We start from the raw sequence: 14,066 nt of genomic DNA, 5'->3' as shown, positions 1-14,066 counted from the left end.
ACGATGACGGGGGTCCTGGTCACCGAATGGACAGGCCGCGAGACGCGAGCGTTACGGGTTGCGCTGCGGCTGACGGTCACTGAATTCGCGAAATCCCTGCAGGTCTCTACGAACATGGTCAGCCGCTGGGAAAAGGGCGCCGAGGAGACCCGCATCCGAATGGGCAACCAGCAGTCCCTCGACACGATGCTGCAGATCGCGCTGCCCGACGCCCAGGCGCGCTTCAACGCCCTGGTGGACGGCAGCTCTACCGGGATCATCGCCGACGAGGCACAGTCCACCGCTGTGGACGAGCAGCGACGACACCCCGGTGACGGCCGACTGATGCTCCACATCCCGGAAGGAAGATTCCTCGCCGGAGACGAAGGCCGGTCACTGTACGTTGCCGACTTCTGGATCGACACGTTCCCGGTCACGAACCGCGACTACGCGACGTTCGTTACGGCGACCAGGGCGAAGCCGCCGTACCACTGGGAGGACGGCCGATACCCGGAAACCCTCGCTGATCACCCGGTGGTGTACGTCGACTGGCACGCTGCCGCAAGCTACGCCCAATGGGCGGGGAAGGAGCTTCCGACCGCACGACAGTGGGAGAAAGCCGCACGCGGACAGACAGGTAGTACCTACCCCTGGGGCAACGGCATAACGTTCGCGAAGTGCAACGTCCGCGAATCGGGCATCAAGGCCACGACGCCCGTCAGCCGTTACCGCTCCGGCGTCAGCCCGTACGGCGTGTTCGACATGTGTGGCAACGTCTGGGAGTGGCTGTCGTCCGCGTCGGAGATAGGGCGGCATGAGCTACGAGGCGGGGCCTGGACAAGCCCGTTCGACCGCTGCGCGCCGGCGACCGTCAACGATGCCCTGGCGACGATGTGCGACGACGACACCGGCTTCCGGTGCGTGGCTGCCAGCATGGAGGCCGACCCTGGCCGTCCGACGGCGGGCACTGCTGCCCAGGTACGCCACAGCGGTGGCTGCTGACCGCCCTGCTGCCCGTGTCTCGCGGCAGGTTGAGGACACGGGCCAGCGGTAGGAGGTCAGCCGCGGTGTCGACCGGTGCCGGTCGGTGCCGCTTGGGCGCGCTTCTTGGCGTAGAGGAGGACCCACTGGCGGATCGACTTCTCCAGGCGTGCGGGCACGGTGGCCATCTCCTGCTGCGTCCCGTCCGGCGATGTGAACAGTACGTACTGGTCGCCGGTCGTCTTGCGTGCGCCGGCGGCGAGGACGCCGACGGCCAGGACCCGGGTCGCGGTGATCCTGCTTCCGACGTTGGCGCCGTTCTCGATCGTCGCCGTCCATCCGGCGGCGGCGAGCTGGTCCGCGCTCGTGCGGGCCCCGCGGAGGGCCCGGTTGATGTACGTCCCGGCCGGTGCCGCCTTCGAGGCCGGCGAATACGGGTTGAGACGGCTGAGATCCATGTGACCCCCCGGTCAGAGAAGATTTGACGGCTCATCATGCACGGGGGGATCGCTTGATCACCGGGGAACTGCAGATCACGGTGGCGGAGTCGGCGGCAAGCGCGCGGCCACGTCTCTCAGCCCGGCCTCCAACCTGTTGATCGCGTCCCGGGCGGACGCGCCGCCGTTCGGCTTGAGTTGAGCCTCGATCCGGCGCTGCCCGCTCTCCAGCGCTCGCAGCCTCTCGCCGAGCCCGGGTGCGTCGCCTTCGGGCTCCAGGAGCCGCTCGATCCGTTCCACCACTTCACCTGTGTGGTGCATCCGTCCGGAGGCCCGCGCGACCCAGCCCAGCACCGCGCCGGACGCGCCCAGCGCCCCGGCGCCACCTGCCCACAGTCCGATCAAACCGTTCATCTGTTCCCCCTGCCCTTGGTCTATGCGGTGTGCGACTACGCCGGGACGTGCAGCCGGTCCCAGCTCTCCGGCCCGGGCGGCCAGGTCGCCGCCTCGCCGGTGAAGCCGCACTTCGCCTGCCAGGCCTCGTACGAGCGGACGTCACCGGGCCCGATGAGGTCCTTGGCGAGGCTGGAGTGGTAGCGGTCGCAGCCCTCGGCGACCAGGCGCTCATGCATCCGCCCGACGATCGGCGACACCCTGCCCTCCCGGAACCACGACGCCCCCGGGAACGGCTGGTACACCGGCGCGGGCGGCTTCGGCGCGGCCGGGTTCGCCCACTCCCGCATGGCCTCGGCGGTCGGGAAGTTGGCGACGTCCCGGTCGATGCCGCCGGCGAGGCCGTACTGGTGGAGCGTCCACGGGTGCTCGACCGCCGGGCGCCCGGCCGGCGAGCTCGGGTCCGCGATCCACAGGGCGTCGCCGCAGTCGCTGGTGGTGTCGATGCTCTTCCAGAAGTCCAGGTTGCAGTACAGCCCCACGCGGTGGCCCGGCCGCAGGCCCTTCACCGCGGCGATCATCGCGTCTTTCTCGGCGCAGCTGGCGTAGGTGCCGTCCTCGGTCGTCTCCCAGTCGATCCACAGGGTGTCGCCCGCCACCGACGCGGCCTGGGCCACGAAGTAAGCGGCCTGGGCGGCGATGTCGCCAGGGTGAAGGAAGTGGTAGAAGCCGAGCAGCGCGTCGGCCGCGCGGGCGTGCGCGGCCTGGGTGGCCTGCTCGTCGTTGAGCACGCTGGTGCCCTCGGTGGCCTTGATCACGACGAAGGCGGACCCTGTCAGATCGGGCGCCGGGCCCTGGTAGCTGGCGACGTCGATGCCGGGGATGGTCATGAGGTTCTCCTTGTCACGGGTTCTGGAGGGAGACGAGGCGGCCGGCGAACCAGGAGGACTGGCCTCCGACCGGGGCGGTCGACAGGGTGCTGCCGGATGTCTGGATGATCCACAGGCCGATGATGTCGCCGACGTTCAGCGGCACGCCGCTGGCCAAGACGTTCCACAGGGCGGTGTTGGCCGAGGTGATCGCCAACGGCCCGCTCCCGTTGATCGTCGTGCCGTTCTGGGTCAGGAACGGGAGCCGGGCGCCGGTGGCGTTGGCGGCCAGGCCGACGGCGCCGGAGAGGTCCCAGATTCCGGCGACCGGCACCACGTAGGGGTACGGGCTCACCGCGCTCAGGCCGGAATCCGAGTCGTGGATGACGGTGTCGCAGGTGATCTGCTGCCCGGTCCCGCCGGTCGTGATGCTCTGCGTGGTGTGCTGCTCGGCTCGGAACGAGGGCGGGCTGGACATGTACTGGGTGTAGGTCGTGATCTGGTTGAGCAGGGTCGAGGTGATCTCCTGGGCCGCGCTCCAGGAGGGCATCGTGGGCAGCGTGCGGGCCATGCGTCGTCCTCCTCAGTAGGCCAGGGTGATGCCGGGGGTGTCGACTAGGCCGAGCGTGGCCGAGTCGCACTGGTAGGTGGGGGCGCGGGCGGGCGACGTCGCCCAGGCGATCAGGTGGGTGCCTTCGCCGATCGTCTCGGTCCATCCCTCGATCAGGTGCAGGCTCGATCCGCCGGCGCCGTACGGCGACTGCTCGACCCAGTTGTTGACGGCGACGGCGCTGGAGACGGTGAGGGCGAGGACGGCGTCGTACCAGGCGGCCCCGTAGCCGGGGCGCTGCGCGAGCGTCGCGGCTTCGACCGCCAGCGGCGCGATACGCGGTGGCGGGTTCGCGCTGGCGGCGACCAGGGCGGCGCCCAGGCTCGCGGCCTCCAGGGCGTTGAGGCTGGCGGTGTCGATCTGCGTGGGGTAGACGCCGAACAGGGCCTGGCTGGTGCCGCCGCCGAGGTTGACGGTGACCTGTGACTGGCCGGAGGGCGTGACCTGCCCCTGGTTGACGGTGTACTGGAAGTCGTCGGTCCAGGCGGTCGACGGGTCCAGGTCGGTCGAGGAGCTGAGGGTGACCGAGGCGGTCGCGTTCTCGCGGATCGTCGAGGCCTGCAGGGTGAGCCGGCCGTAGGCGTCCACGAACAGCGGCATGTTCTCGGTGCGCGCGACCTGCCGCAGCATTTCGAGCGCGTTCTGGTTGTAGACGGTCTGCACGCCGGCGGGGTGCGCGGTCGGCCCGAGGTTCACCGCGGTGGTGGTGCCCAGGGTGGGCTGGTAGAGCGTGAGGCCGGTCCCGGGCGGGGTGACGGCCGTCTCGGGCGCGGGCAGGCCCGCGTAGGCCACCAGTCGTGAGACGCGCAGCCCGGTCGACTCGCCGGAGTGGCCGGTGATCGCAGCGACCGCCGGCGAGTTCCAGTTCGGGTTGATGGTCGACGACGGCAGGCTGTGGACGACGAAGTCGCTGAGCGCACCGGTGAACATCGACAGGTTCGACGGGGTGTTGGCGGCGAGCCAGCCCTCGGCGCCGCCGAGCAGGAACCGGGTGAGCGTGGGGCTCGGCGCGAACCCGGTCGACGCGGCGTTGCTGCCGAAGAAGTTGTAGCCGGGCTGGCCGTCGACGACAGCGCTGCAGAACGCGTAGCCGCCGGGGGTGGCGGCCGCGGTCTGCAGCCGGATCGAGACCTGGTGCCAGCCGCCGTCGGTCAGCGGGATCTTCGACAGCTGGGGACTGGTGAACGCGGCCACGCCGGTGCCCGTCCCGAGCGGGCCCTGGAGCACCCGCAGGTAGCCCGCGTAGTCGATCGACAGCTGCAGGACGTATCCGGTGGCGGGGTCGGACCAGGACCACACCGGCTGCAGCGGAGTCGAGGTCTGGATCCAGCAGGTGACCTGCGCGCACCCGGACATCGCGATGGAGCCCTGCAGGTACGAGCCGCTCGGGTGCGCTCCGGTGGTGACGCTGGAGACCACGATCGCGCCGCCGGAGGGCGCGAACACGGCCGTGGACTGGCCGTCGAATCCGGGCGCGGCCGCACTGGAGAAGGTCACACCGGAGCCGGCGGTGACACCGATCGTGCGGACCTGCAGGGCCTGCGCCCCGACCGGCGCGCGGCCGGACAGGTCCGAGCAGTACGTCGCGCCGGCGGGCTCGTGCAGCTGCCAGTACCCGGCGATGTACTGCGCGCCGACCGGGTCGGACAGCCACTCGCAAGCGATCATCGTCGGGAGCTTGGGGGCCTGCGTGACCAGGACCATGATGTCGGACGCGGTGATCTGCGTGTCGGCGTAGAAGCCGGTCAGTGTCGTCGGCAGGCCGGTGAGGTAGCCGGTGAACCGCCTTGAGACGGTCCCGGACAGCGGGATGAGGTCGACCCGCAGCCATGCTCCCTTGCGGATCAGTCCGGCCCACGCCCCGGACGGGTTCATCGGCGTCCAGCGGCCGTCGGAGTTGTCGACGGTCAGGGTGCACGTCGAGGCGTTGACGTCCGACAGGCCGTCGACGCGGCCGGTCGTGATGGTGATCCCGGCGGTGACGTCGACCATCTCGGTGACGTCGATCCACGCCGGCGCCGCTGCGTAGGGGCCGTCCCACGCCACGTACACCCGCGGCTGGAAAGCCCAGCCGCCCAGCTCGACGGTGAGGCTCTCGCCGGTGCCGACGGGGACGGCGCCGCGGAGCTGGCGGGGCAGGCGCGGGTGTGCCTTGCGCGGGAGCGGCCGGGTGCCGAGGCGGGTGATGTTGGGCATGTCAGGCCGTCGCCATCGCGACGGACTGCAGACGTCCGCCGTTGCGCAGGAACTTGACGAGTTGCTTGTCGAGGGTCTGGCCGTCGGGGTACTTGATGGTCAGCTCCATGTACAGCGGGTTGCCCGGACTCGATCCGGCGCCGCCCGCCGCGCCGCCGGGAGCGGTGGTGCGGCCGGCGGCGACCAGGGCTGCGGTCATCGCGGCCTGCATCGCGGGCAGCGGCGTGACGATCTCGGCCTGCCCGGCCTCGGCGACTGTGACCTGCACGCCGCCGGGCTGCGGCATCACCAGGCCGCCGGACGCCAGCATCGGCAGCTTCGGGATCGACACCCCGAACGAGTCGCCGCCGACCACGGGCACCCAGCTCGGGATGCTGACGTGCAGGCCGTCGAGGAACCCGATGGCGTCGTCGACCAGGCCGATCACGCCGTCGATCGGTGCCTTGACGATGCCGAGCAGGTCCCCGAAGGCGCTGGAGACGAAGCCGGAGATGCCGTGGAAGACGGCCTCGAAGCCATGCTCCAGGCCGGTCACCGTCTCCATGACCGGGTCGACGAACACCTCGTCGAAGAGACGCTCGCCCTCCTGGAACCAGGACGGGATGTCGTGCGTGAACAGGGTCTTGAAGAACTGCACCCCGTTGGTGAAGTCGTGCTCCAGGTCGCGGACGGTCTGCTCCACGGGATCGACGAAGGCCTCGTCGAAGAGACGCTCGCCCTCCTGGAACCAGGACGGGATGTCGTGCGTGAACAGGGTCTCGAAGAAGTGGAGGCCGTCGTCGAGAGCGCCCTCCAGGTCGTGGGCGGATTCCTCGATCGGGTCGACGAAGGCCTCGTCGAAGGCCCGCTCCGCGTCGTGCCAGATCGCCTCCAGGTCGTGCTCGACCGCGCCCCAGTGCTCGACCAGGTCGGTCACCCCGACGATGATCATCCCGATTCCGGGCAGCAGAGCCGAGATCAGTTCCTTCCAGTGGTCCTTGATGAAGTCGACACCGATATCGAAAGCATGTTCGACATCACCCCAGTGCTTGATCAGTTCGAGGATCCCGTAGCCGAGGGCGGCGACGACGGCGATGGGGATCAGGAACTCGGCGGCGACGACCGCGCCGGAGATGGCGGCGGCGCCCATCGCCGACACCACGCCCCACAGGGCGGGTAGCAGCACGGCGGCGATGCCGATGCCCAGCGCTTCGGCCACGGTCTTGTGCTTGCCGAGCCAGCCGACGACGATCTCGGCGCCGGTGGCCAGGAAGGTGAACCCCGAGACGGCGTCCTTCACCACCGGCATCAGGATCATGCCGATCTTGATGCCGAGAGTCTCGACGACCTCCCGGGCCTGGGACATTTTGAAGTCGAGAGTCTGGGTGACCTGCGACCAGCCGTCGACGTTCTTGCCCGCGCCGGTGGCGGCCGCCCCTATGCCCTTCACGTTCGCCGCGAAGGTGCTGGAGTTCTCCCCGGTCAGCATCAACGCGGTCGTCAGCCCGGTCGCGCCCCCGACCATCTTGCCGAGCGCGGCGTTGTAGGTCTGCGCTTCCGGCGCGCCGCTGGCCAGGAGGTCGTTGAAGCTGTGGGCCTTGTCGGCGACGGAGCCGAACTGCGTCATGAGGCCTTTGTTGACCGGGTCCAGGGCCTTGAGGTCGGTCGTCCACTGCTGGCTGGTGATGCTGCCCTGCAGGTAGCTCTGCGCTAGCTTCTCCAGCGGCGCGGGCATGCTGGCGATCATCGTCTTGGCGTCGGCGGCCGCCGTGGTCGAGTTCGCGAACGCGCTCTGGATCACGGTGCCGGCCGGGCCCATGTGCGAGGTAATCGCTTGGGTGAGCTCCCCCAGCGTCCCGGTCAGGCCCTTGCTGCCGAGCTGCTGGGCGACCTGGGTACTGCTCAGCCCGAGGGACTGCATCTCCTTGACCGCGACCGAGTTCGGACTCTGCAGGGAGCGGATGGTGTTCGCGAGGTCCTGGCTGGCCTGGTCCGCGCTCATCCCGTGGCCGGTCATCGTGGCCAGCGCGCCGGCGACCTGGTCGAAGCCGATGTGCGCGCTCGAGGCGAGCGGCACGACGTTGGACAGCGAGCTCCCGAGCTCCTCCATGGTGGTCTTGCCCGAGGCCACCGTCTTGACCAGTTCGTCGGTGACCGCGACCGCCTGGGAGGCCGGCAGGTGGTAGTCGTTCAGCACGTCGGTCAGCGCGTTGCCGACCGTCGACAGGTCCGCGTTGCCGACCTTGGCGCCCTCGGCCGCGGCCTGCAGCACGGTGAGCCCCTGCGCGCCGTGGAAACCGGCGGACTCGATCATGTACATACCGGCGGTGAGCTGCGACGTCGAGGTGCCCGTCGCGACGGCCATGCTCAGGATGCCGTCGGAGACCATCTTGATGTTCTTCTGCGACTCGCCCGCCCCGGTGACCAGACTGGTCATGCCGGTCTGGAACTTGGCGGCCATGTCGACGCACTTCGCGCCGACCAGGGCGGCGGCGGCCGCCACGCCGAGCAGGATCGGCCCCGAGTTCAGCAGCCCGTCCTCGTCGCGCGCGCCGGAGGCCTCGGCCTGCTTCGCCGCCGACTCCTCCGAGGAGTCGGCCATGGCCGCGTTGGACTCGTCGACGACCGCGGCGGTCTCCCGCGCGGACGCCGAGACCTCGCTGAAGACCTTCGAGGCCTCGTTGACTCCCAGCATCCGGAACACGAGGTCGGTGGAACTCACAAGGCCTCCCCTCAGGCGTCAGGTGTCAGGTGTTGCCGGGCTGGTTCAGGGCGTCGATGAACGGCGTCAGGGCGCGGATGTCGGCGACGGTGAGGAGGTCCCACTCCCAGGGGCGGACTCCGAGGTAGTGGGCGAAGAGTCCGAGGTAGTGGGCGCGGAGTCCGGCGAGGGTGTCGCGCTGGGCTGCGGCTCGGACGTGGCGGGGGACGTGCTCTCCGCCGAGCCAGGCGTAGGGTCCTCGTCCTCGCCCCCCTCCGGTGCGGCCGGGGCGTCCACCACCCGCCGGGACGTCGCCATGGACGCCAGCAGGTCGACGGACTCGGTGAACTTCGCGAACGTCAGCGTCCGCGCCGCGTCGCGGAAGCTGACGCCGTCCCGGGCCGCAGCGGCCTTGACCACGCCGATCCACAGCAGCGCCGCAGTGGACTGGGTCGTGCCGGCGGCCCGCTCGACGAGGAACTTGTTGGCCCCCATCCCGGTCTGCTTCTCCAGCTCCAGCGCCTCGGCGTACAGCAGGCTGTCCTCGTCGACGGTGATCTCGTCGCCGGCGCCGTTCAACTTGAAGGTGATCATCAGCTGCTTCCCGTCTGTAGGTCGCCCGCAGCGAGGATTCGCTCGGGCACGGCCATCGCCTCGCGCACACCGGCCTCCAGCAGGGGCTGGTTCGCGCGGATGACCTTGTCGAAGTAGGGGCGGCCGAACTGCTGCACCCAGGCGTCGTGTCCGAACACCGGGTGCCTCCACCCCTTGGCCATGTTCCAGCGCTTCCCCAACGTCCGTTGCGAGGGCGGGAGTTGGCTGGACTTCATGCGGAACGTGACGTTGGTCCGGTCGGTGCCGGTGGTGACCGAGGACCCGGTCGCGGCGGCGATCGTCGCGCGCAGCCCGGACCGGCGCTCGGCGCTGGCGGCCGCCGTCGCCCTGGTCGACCTGGACCGCGACAGCCGGTAGGCCGCACGGGCCTGCGAACCGGCCCCCGTCGACCGGCCGCCCGGCCCCTTCACCTCGGCGCGGATCTCGGCAACGATCGGCTTCGCCGCCGCGCGCAGGCCCTTCGTCAGGGTCGCGCGGACCTCCTTGTCGCACTCCGCCAGCCGTGCGGCCAGCGTGCGCAGCTGCTCGGCGCCCTCGATCTGCAGCGGCATCAGACGGTCGCGTCCGTCGACTGGATGATCACCGAGAGGGGTTCGTTGGTGAGGTCGTAGGTCGCGGTGAACGGGAAGGAGCCGTTGACGACGTCCTTGCTCGCGGCGGCCGGGCTGTCGCCGTTGAGGAAGATGTTGCTGAGCACGAACTGGGTCGCGGGCGCGGTCGCCAGCAGGGCCCCGAAGGTCACCAGGACGAACAGCGGCGTGTCCGAGTAGAACGCGTCGGCCCAGTAGGTCTTGTTGACGAAGTCGCTGCTGATCGTGCCGGTGATGGACACGAGGTCGTTGGTGACCTGCTCGTCCTTCAGGCCCTGGTTGCCGTAGTACTGGCGGTCGGTCTTCATCTTCCGCTCGACGCTCACGTCGAAGCCGGTGACGCCGTCGACCGCCGCCGCGGTGGACGCCGCCGCGATGCTGCTGCCGACCTGGACCTGGGCGTTCGCGAAGTCCCAGGGGATCGCGGCCGCGTAGGAGGGTGTGGCCTGGGTGTACGGCGTCTGCGCGTCCGCGCCGCCAGGCGGCGGCGCCGGGTACGTCGTGTCGATCAGCGGGTCGGCGAGGTACCGGGCGTCCCAGCTCGTCGTGCAGGTCAGCAGTTCGCCGGCCTTGCAGCTGAACGCGTACTTGGTGGCCTTGGTGCCGAGCACGTCGTACTGCCGCAGGACGCCGTCGACCGTGGGGATCCCGAGCTGCCAGGCGGAGCTCCGGCCTGCGATCGAGTTGCGGAACGTGTGGTCGTAGCCGTACACGGGGGCGGCCGGGGTGACGCGGCTGCCGCTCACCCAGATGCCGCCGGATGCCGCCTGGGATCCGGCGGCGCCCACCGTGTACGTGCTCGATATCTGGTTGAGCAGGGTGGTCATGTGCGAGGCCTGGCACCAGTCCAGGGGCAGTTCCATGGTCGCGGCGCGCTCGACGACGACGCGGCGCAGGGTCTCGTCGACCATGCGGCCGGCGGCCAAGCCGCTCGACTGCTTGGTGGTCTTGACGCGCTTCGGGGTGATCGAGTTCGGCTCGAACCAGGTCCAGGCCGGGCTCGCGACCACGGTGGAGTAGGCGGTCTCGGGGACCATGGCGGCGCTCGCGCCGATGCCCGCACCGACGGTGGTGATCGTCATGTCGCGTCCTCACTGGTGGTCGGGGCGGTCGGCGCCGCCGGCAGGGCGCCGGCCTGCGGCCGGGCCAGTACGGCGGCCGCGGGCGCCGGGAGCACCTCGGGCCCCGGTTCGGCCGGCGGCTCGGGGGCGGGCTGCGGGTCGGGGGCGGGCCGCGGGTCGGGGTCCAGCGGCGTCCAGCCGCCGGCCTGCCAGTGGTGCCACTCGTCGTCGGGAACGGTGATCTCGCCCCCGTCCGGGACCAGGACGTAGCCGAGCGTCGGGACGACGCGTCCCTCGCCGAACCCGTTCTTGAAGCGGGCCATCTCGTTCTCCTAGCTGGCGGTCAGTCGGGCGGTGCACTGGACGTGGAACTGGATCAGCACGCCGGCCCCGGAGGTGTCCGTCTGCGTGTCGACCTGGATCCCACCGGCGATCTGCGAGAACAGGACCGCGCGGCCCAGGGTGGTGTCGCCGGGGTCGCCGTTGGTGCCGCGAAGCAGCGTCTCGACGGTGGCCAGCAGGCTGAACGCGCCGTCGCGCAGGGCCTGCATGGTCGGGTCGCCGGACCACTGCTCGATCGCGCAGACAATCGCGTAGGTCTCGTTCCTGGACCGGGCGCCGAGGTTGGCGAACTGCTGGTCGCCGGTGACGGCAGGCAGGTCGGGGCTGAGGGGGCTGTAGCCGATCCACAGCCGGTCGTTGGCGGTGAGCTCGGTGCCGCTGACCGGTGGGCCGTCCATCACCTGGACTGTGCTGCCGAACGTGCTGGTGCAGGTCGTGACCAGGTAGTCGACGGCGGCCGGGATGCTCGAGGTCGTGATGCTCACCGGGCACCACCCGCGCAGCTGCAGTGCTGGTTCCCCAGCAGCTCGGCGTGACGGGCCCGGGCGGCCCGTTCCCGCAGGACGTGGCTGACCAGCACGGAGGCCGCGCAGATCGGGGACGCGGCCAGGTTCGGCCAGACCTGGGCCCAGAAGTCCACGATGAGCCAGTGGTTGAGGAAGGCGGTCACGCGATGCCTCCGGGGTCGCGGGTGCCCGCTCCGTCGAGGAGCTCCAGGGCGCGGTTCGGGATCGCGTAGCCCATGATCATCGTGACGTCGTCGGCGACCTGGCCGCGGACCGCGCCCGCGCCGCCGCGCTCCAGCGACCACAGGTGCCGCAGGACGATCCGCGAGCCAGTCATGATGTTGTCGGACACGATCGGGCGGCCCGCCATGTACGACACGTCGTAGGGCCCGTTGAAGAAGCTGAGGCCGGCGGTGTGGCGCATCACGCCGGTGACCGGGTCGACCGCGATCAGCGACAGGTCGTACTCCATGCCGTAGGTCATGACCGGCGTGATCGAGATGACCGGGTAGGCCTGTCCGGCAGGCTGGTAGAGCGGCGTGCTCCTGAGGATCAGCACCTCGGACATGCCGTTCTCCAGGTACCGCTCGGTGACCTGACGGACGACGACCGGGCCGCAGAGCTTCTCGATCACGGCCGTGATCGCCGAGTTGTAGGCGCGGATCCGGCTGTCGTGCGTGGTGTCGCTGGCCGGGATGTTGAGGGTCTCGCGGCAATCGGCGAGCGACAGGATCGTGCCCGCCAGCGGCGCCTCGACGTCGAAGGAATCGATCATCGCGCCGACCCCGACGCCGGGCCCCGGAGTGCCGGTGGCCAGCCACCGGTAGGTGTGCCGCCCTGCCTGGGTCGTCTGGAAGTAGGCCGTGTAGTTGCCGGCCGACGGGTACTGGATCGTCGGCGTGGCCAACGTGCCGTCCGGCTGGGTGATGGTCAGCGTGACCGCCGCAGCGGCAGCGGCCTCGTCGTCGACGTCGAGCGCGGTGAAGGTCAGGACGGCTACGCCGCCCAGGTCGTATGGCACAGCCGTCCTCCCCTCATTCCTTCCAGAGCACGCCGCAGGTCACGGTCGTGGACGTGAGCGTCGACCCCGGGGTGATCCGGAGTCGCCAGTAGCTGCCGCCCGGTACCCACAGGGCGGTGTCCTCGGTCTCCCAGCACGCGTACGGGAATCCCTGTGGAGCAAGGCTGTGCAGCTCGCCGTTGGCAACCCACGTACCGGCGCCTTCGCTGGTCGCGTTGACACCGACCAAGGTGTTGGCGGTGGAGTCCTGGCCTCGGTAGTCCACCGCCAGCGGCGTGTCTGAGGTGTTGGTCGTCACTGCCGCGCTGAACTTCCCCGCCTGGACGAGCACCGGGTGGTCGGTGCTTGTGTAGGAGTTGAGGTCGATCCACCACTTGAGGATCTGGATGGGCGTGGCGGACACCGGCCGCAGCTCGATCGCCGAGTAGGCGGTCGAGGCGGCCAGCGTCGCGGTGGTCGTGGAGACCTGGAACGTCGCCATGTCAGCCGGCGGTCCCGGTGGCGGCCGGGGCACTGGTGGTGGCCGGGGCGGCGGCCGCCGTCTTGGCCGGCGTGGCGGGCGCGCTCGCGGCCGCGGTTCCGGGGACGGCGGCCGCGGCCTGGCCCTCGTCGACCGGCGGTGCGGTCGGGGTCGGTGCGGGCTCGCTGTCGTGGCCGTGGAGCGCGGTGTACAGCTGGCCCAGGACGTCGGTGGCGCGGTCGTCGGCGGCCTGGACGTCGTTCTCGGCGACGTTAGCGATGGAGTTGATGTGGTTGTCGATGGTCACGAGCTGGCCGCTGTTGACGTGCCCGGCGACGACGGTGCGGAACTTGTCGAGGACGGACAGCAGGTCACTGGCGAGGGACACGGGGGCTCCTGTGGTTGGCGGGCTTGGCGCCGGTGGTCTCCCGGCGCGGTGTGGCGGCGGCAGTGGTCTCCCGCTGCGGCGAGGTGCTGGTGGAGCGTGCGCAGAGCCGGTCGATCCGGTTCTGCAGGTCCTGCGCGAGGCGGGTCTCGCCCACGTCCTGGGCCAGCCTCAGTTCGCGGCGCAGGCGCCCGAGGGCGTCGGAGCGCGGGACCTGTGGGGGGAAGGGCTCGGTGGTGTGCATGGGTGCCTCCAGCTGTGGGCGGCCCGGCGGCTGGTGCCGGGCCGCCGGAGCGTCAGGTCCGGCTGAGGACCACGTACGGGACCAGGCCCGTGGCTGGCGCGGTCACCGTGGTCCCCGAGCTCGTGCCGACCGTCGGCGGGGTGCCGCCCAGGGTCGGCAGCTTCGTGACGAGCGGGAGCTGGCCGGTCAGCAGTCCCTTGAACGCTGAGCTTCCGCCGGCCATGGCGTCGAACTGGGAACCGGTCGTGGTCCAGGTCTCGACGATCGCGACGCCCAGGACCAGGGGGCCCTGGTTGTTGGTCTGCGCGGCGGCGTTCTGCGGCGTGCCGACGGTGGGGACCAGCGATACCGGCGCCGCCAGGGCGATCTTGTTCGCTCCGGCGGTGAAGGTCGTCGCGGCCGAGACGCCGAGGACGGTCGCTGCGGCCGAGGACGTCGGCATCGCGGAGTACACGACCACGAAGGACGTGCTGCCCGCGGTGCCGGCCAGCGTGCCGATGCCGAACGTCACGAAGTTGATGACGTCCCCGATCTGGGCCGGGACCGCGACGACGTACGGGACCTGCGTCGCGGCGCCGGTGACGGCGGTCGTGTTGATGTCGCCGCGGCTGATGCTGCGGCGGTACTGGGAGGCGGGCTGGCCGTCCAGCAGCCATTCCTGCTCGTAGTCGGGGTAGCGCCCGCCAGGCATATCCAT

The 14,066-nt window shown here is 70.5% G+C and carries 18 protein-coding genes; 1 reads left to right on the top strand and 17 read right to left on the bottom strand.

Features of this window, described 5'->3' with window-relative positions:
* Positions 1-3: 3 nt before the first annotated feature.
* Positions 4-981, top strand: coding sequence for an SUMF1/EgtB/PvdO family nonheme iron enzyme (locus tag BS75_RS17165; RefSeq protein WP_081982394.1), 978 nt, complete (start codon positions 4-6; stop codon positions 979-981).
* 56 nt (positions 982-1,037) lie between these two features.
* Here the strand turns inward: BS75_RS17165 and BS75_RS17160 are convergent, their stop codons facing one another.
* From BS75_RS17160 to BS75_RS44400, 17 genes are all read right to left on the bottom strand, one after another.
* Positions 1,038-1,418, bottom strand: coding sequence for a hypothetical protein (locus BS75_RS17160; protein WP_034088868.1), 381 nt, complete (start codon positions 1,416-1,418; stop codon positions 1,038-1,040).
* 75 nt (positions 1,419-1,493) lie between these two features.
* Positions 1,494-1,811 (bottom strand): hypothetical protein, encoded by a 318-nt coding sequence (locus BS75_RS17155; protein ID WP_034088867.1) that lies wholly within the window; start codon positions 1,809-1,811, stop codon positions 1,494-1,496.
* A gap of 35 nt (positions 1,812-1,846) precedes the next feature.
* Entirely contained in the window at positions 1,847-2,680 is an 834-nt protein-coding gene (locus tag BS75_RS17150) for a GH25 family lysozyme (RefSeq protein WP_034088866.1), read from the bottom strand.
* Between the two features lie 13 nt (positions 2,681-2,693).
* Positions 2,694-3,230: a hypothetical protein gene (locus BS75_RS17145; protein WP_034088865.1), complete on the bottom strand. Its 537-nt coding sequence runs from the start codon at positions 3,228-3,230 to the stop codon at positions 2,694-2,696.
* Between the two features lie 12 nt (positions 3,231-3,242).
* Positions 3,243-5,465, bottom strand: coding sequence for a hypothetical protein (locus BS75_RS17140; protein WP_034088864.1), 2,223 nt, complete (start codon positions 5,463-5,465; stop codon positions 3,243-3,245).
* A 1-nt stretch (position 5,466) separates the two neighbouring features.
* On the bottom strand, positions 5,467-8,166 hold the full coding sequence (locus BS75_RS44405; RefSeq protein WP_052069491.1) for a phage tail tape measure protein: 2,700 nt from the start codon (positions 8,164-8,166) through the stop codon (positions 5,467-5,469).
* A 66-nt stretch (positions 8,167-8,232) separates the two neighbouring features.
* Positions 8,233-8,739, bottom strand: coding sequence for a hypothetical protein (locus tag BS75_RS17125; RefSeq protein ID WP_034088863.1), 507 nt, complete (start codon positions 8,737-8,739; stop codon positions 8,233-8,235).
* On the bottom strand, positions 8,739-9,311 hold the full coding sequence (locus tag BS75_RS17120) for a hypothetical protein (RefSeq protein WP_034088862.1): 573 nt from the start codon (positions 9,309-9,311) through the stop codon (positions 8,739-8,741). Before BS75_RS17120 ends, BS75_RS17125 begins: the two co-directional genes overlap by 1 nt.
* Positions 9,311-10,432, bottom strand: a complete 1,122-nt coding sequence (locus BS75_RS17115; protein WP_034088861.1) for a phage tail tube protein — start codon at positions 10,430-10,432, stop codon at positions 9,311-9,313. The genes BS75_RS17120 and BS75_RS17115 overlap by 1 nt, the downstream gene beginning before the upstream one ends.
* On the bottom strand, positions 10,429-10,734 hold the full coding sequence (locus tag BS75_RS17110) for a hypothetical protein (protein WP_034088860.1): 306 nt from the start codon (positions 10,732-10,734) through the stop codon (positions 10,429-10,431). The genes BS75_RS17115 and BS75_RS17110 overlap by 4 nt, the downstream gene beginning before the upstream one ends.
* A 9-nt stretch (positions 10,735-10,743) precedes the next feature.
* Positions 10,744-11,238 (bottom strand): hypothetical protein, encoded by a 495-nt coding sequence (locus BS75_RS17105; RefSeq protein ID WP_034088859.1) that lies wholly within the window; start codon positions 11,236-11,238, stop codon positions 10,744-10,746.
* Complete coding sequence (locus BS75_RS17100) at positions 11,235-11,423, bottom strand: hypothetical protein (RefSeq protein ID WP_034088858.1); 189 nt, start codon at positions 11,421-11,423, stop codon at positions 11,235-11,237. The genes BS75_RS17105 and BS75_RS17100 overlap by 4 nt, the downstream gene beginning before the upstream one ends.
* Positions 11,420-12,280, bottom strand: a complete 861-nt coding sequence (locus tag BS75_RS17095; RefSeq protein WP_034088857.1) for a hypothetical protein — start codon at positions 12,278-12,280, stop codon at positions 11,420-11,422. Before BS75_RS17095 ends, BS75_RS17100 begins: the two co-directional genes overlap by 4 nt.
* Before the next feature lie 13 nt (positions 12,281-12,293).
* A complete protein-coding gene (locus BS75_RS17090) occupies positions 12,294-12,761 on the bottom strand; it encodes a hypothetical protein (RefSeq protein WP_034088856.1) in 468 nt (155 codons plus the stop codon).
* Between the two features lies 1 nt (position 12,762).
* A complete protein-coding gene (locus tag BS75_RS17085) occupies positions 12,763-13,128 on the bottom strand; it encodes a hypothetical protein (RefSeq protein ID WP_034088855.1) in 366 nt (121 codons plus the stop codon).
* Positions 13,112-13,369: a hypothetical protein gene (locus BS75_RS17080; protein ID WP_034088854.1), complete on the bottom strand. Its 258-nt coding sequence runs from the start codon at positions 13,367-13,369 to the stop codon at positions 13,112-13,114. Before BS75_RS17080 ends, BS75_RS17085 begins: the two co-directional genes overlap by 17 nt.
* A gap of 52 nt (positions 13,370-13,421) precedes the next feature.
* Positions 13,422-14,066: a hypothetical protein gene (locus tag BS75_RS44400; protein ID WP_152646243.1), complete on the bottom strand. Its 645-nt coding sequence runs from the start codon at positions 14,064-14,066 to the stop codon at positions 13,422-13,424.

Origin of the sequence: Streptacidiphilus albus JL83, from assembly GCF_000744705.1 — a bacterium.
GTDB lineage: Bacteria > Actinomycetota > Actinomycetes > Streptomycetales > Streptomycetaceae > Streptacidiphilus > Streptacidiphilus albus.
The sequence above is the reverse complement of the archived record's forward strand: the minus strand, read 5'-3'. Positions and strand labels throughout refer to the sequence as shown.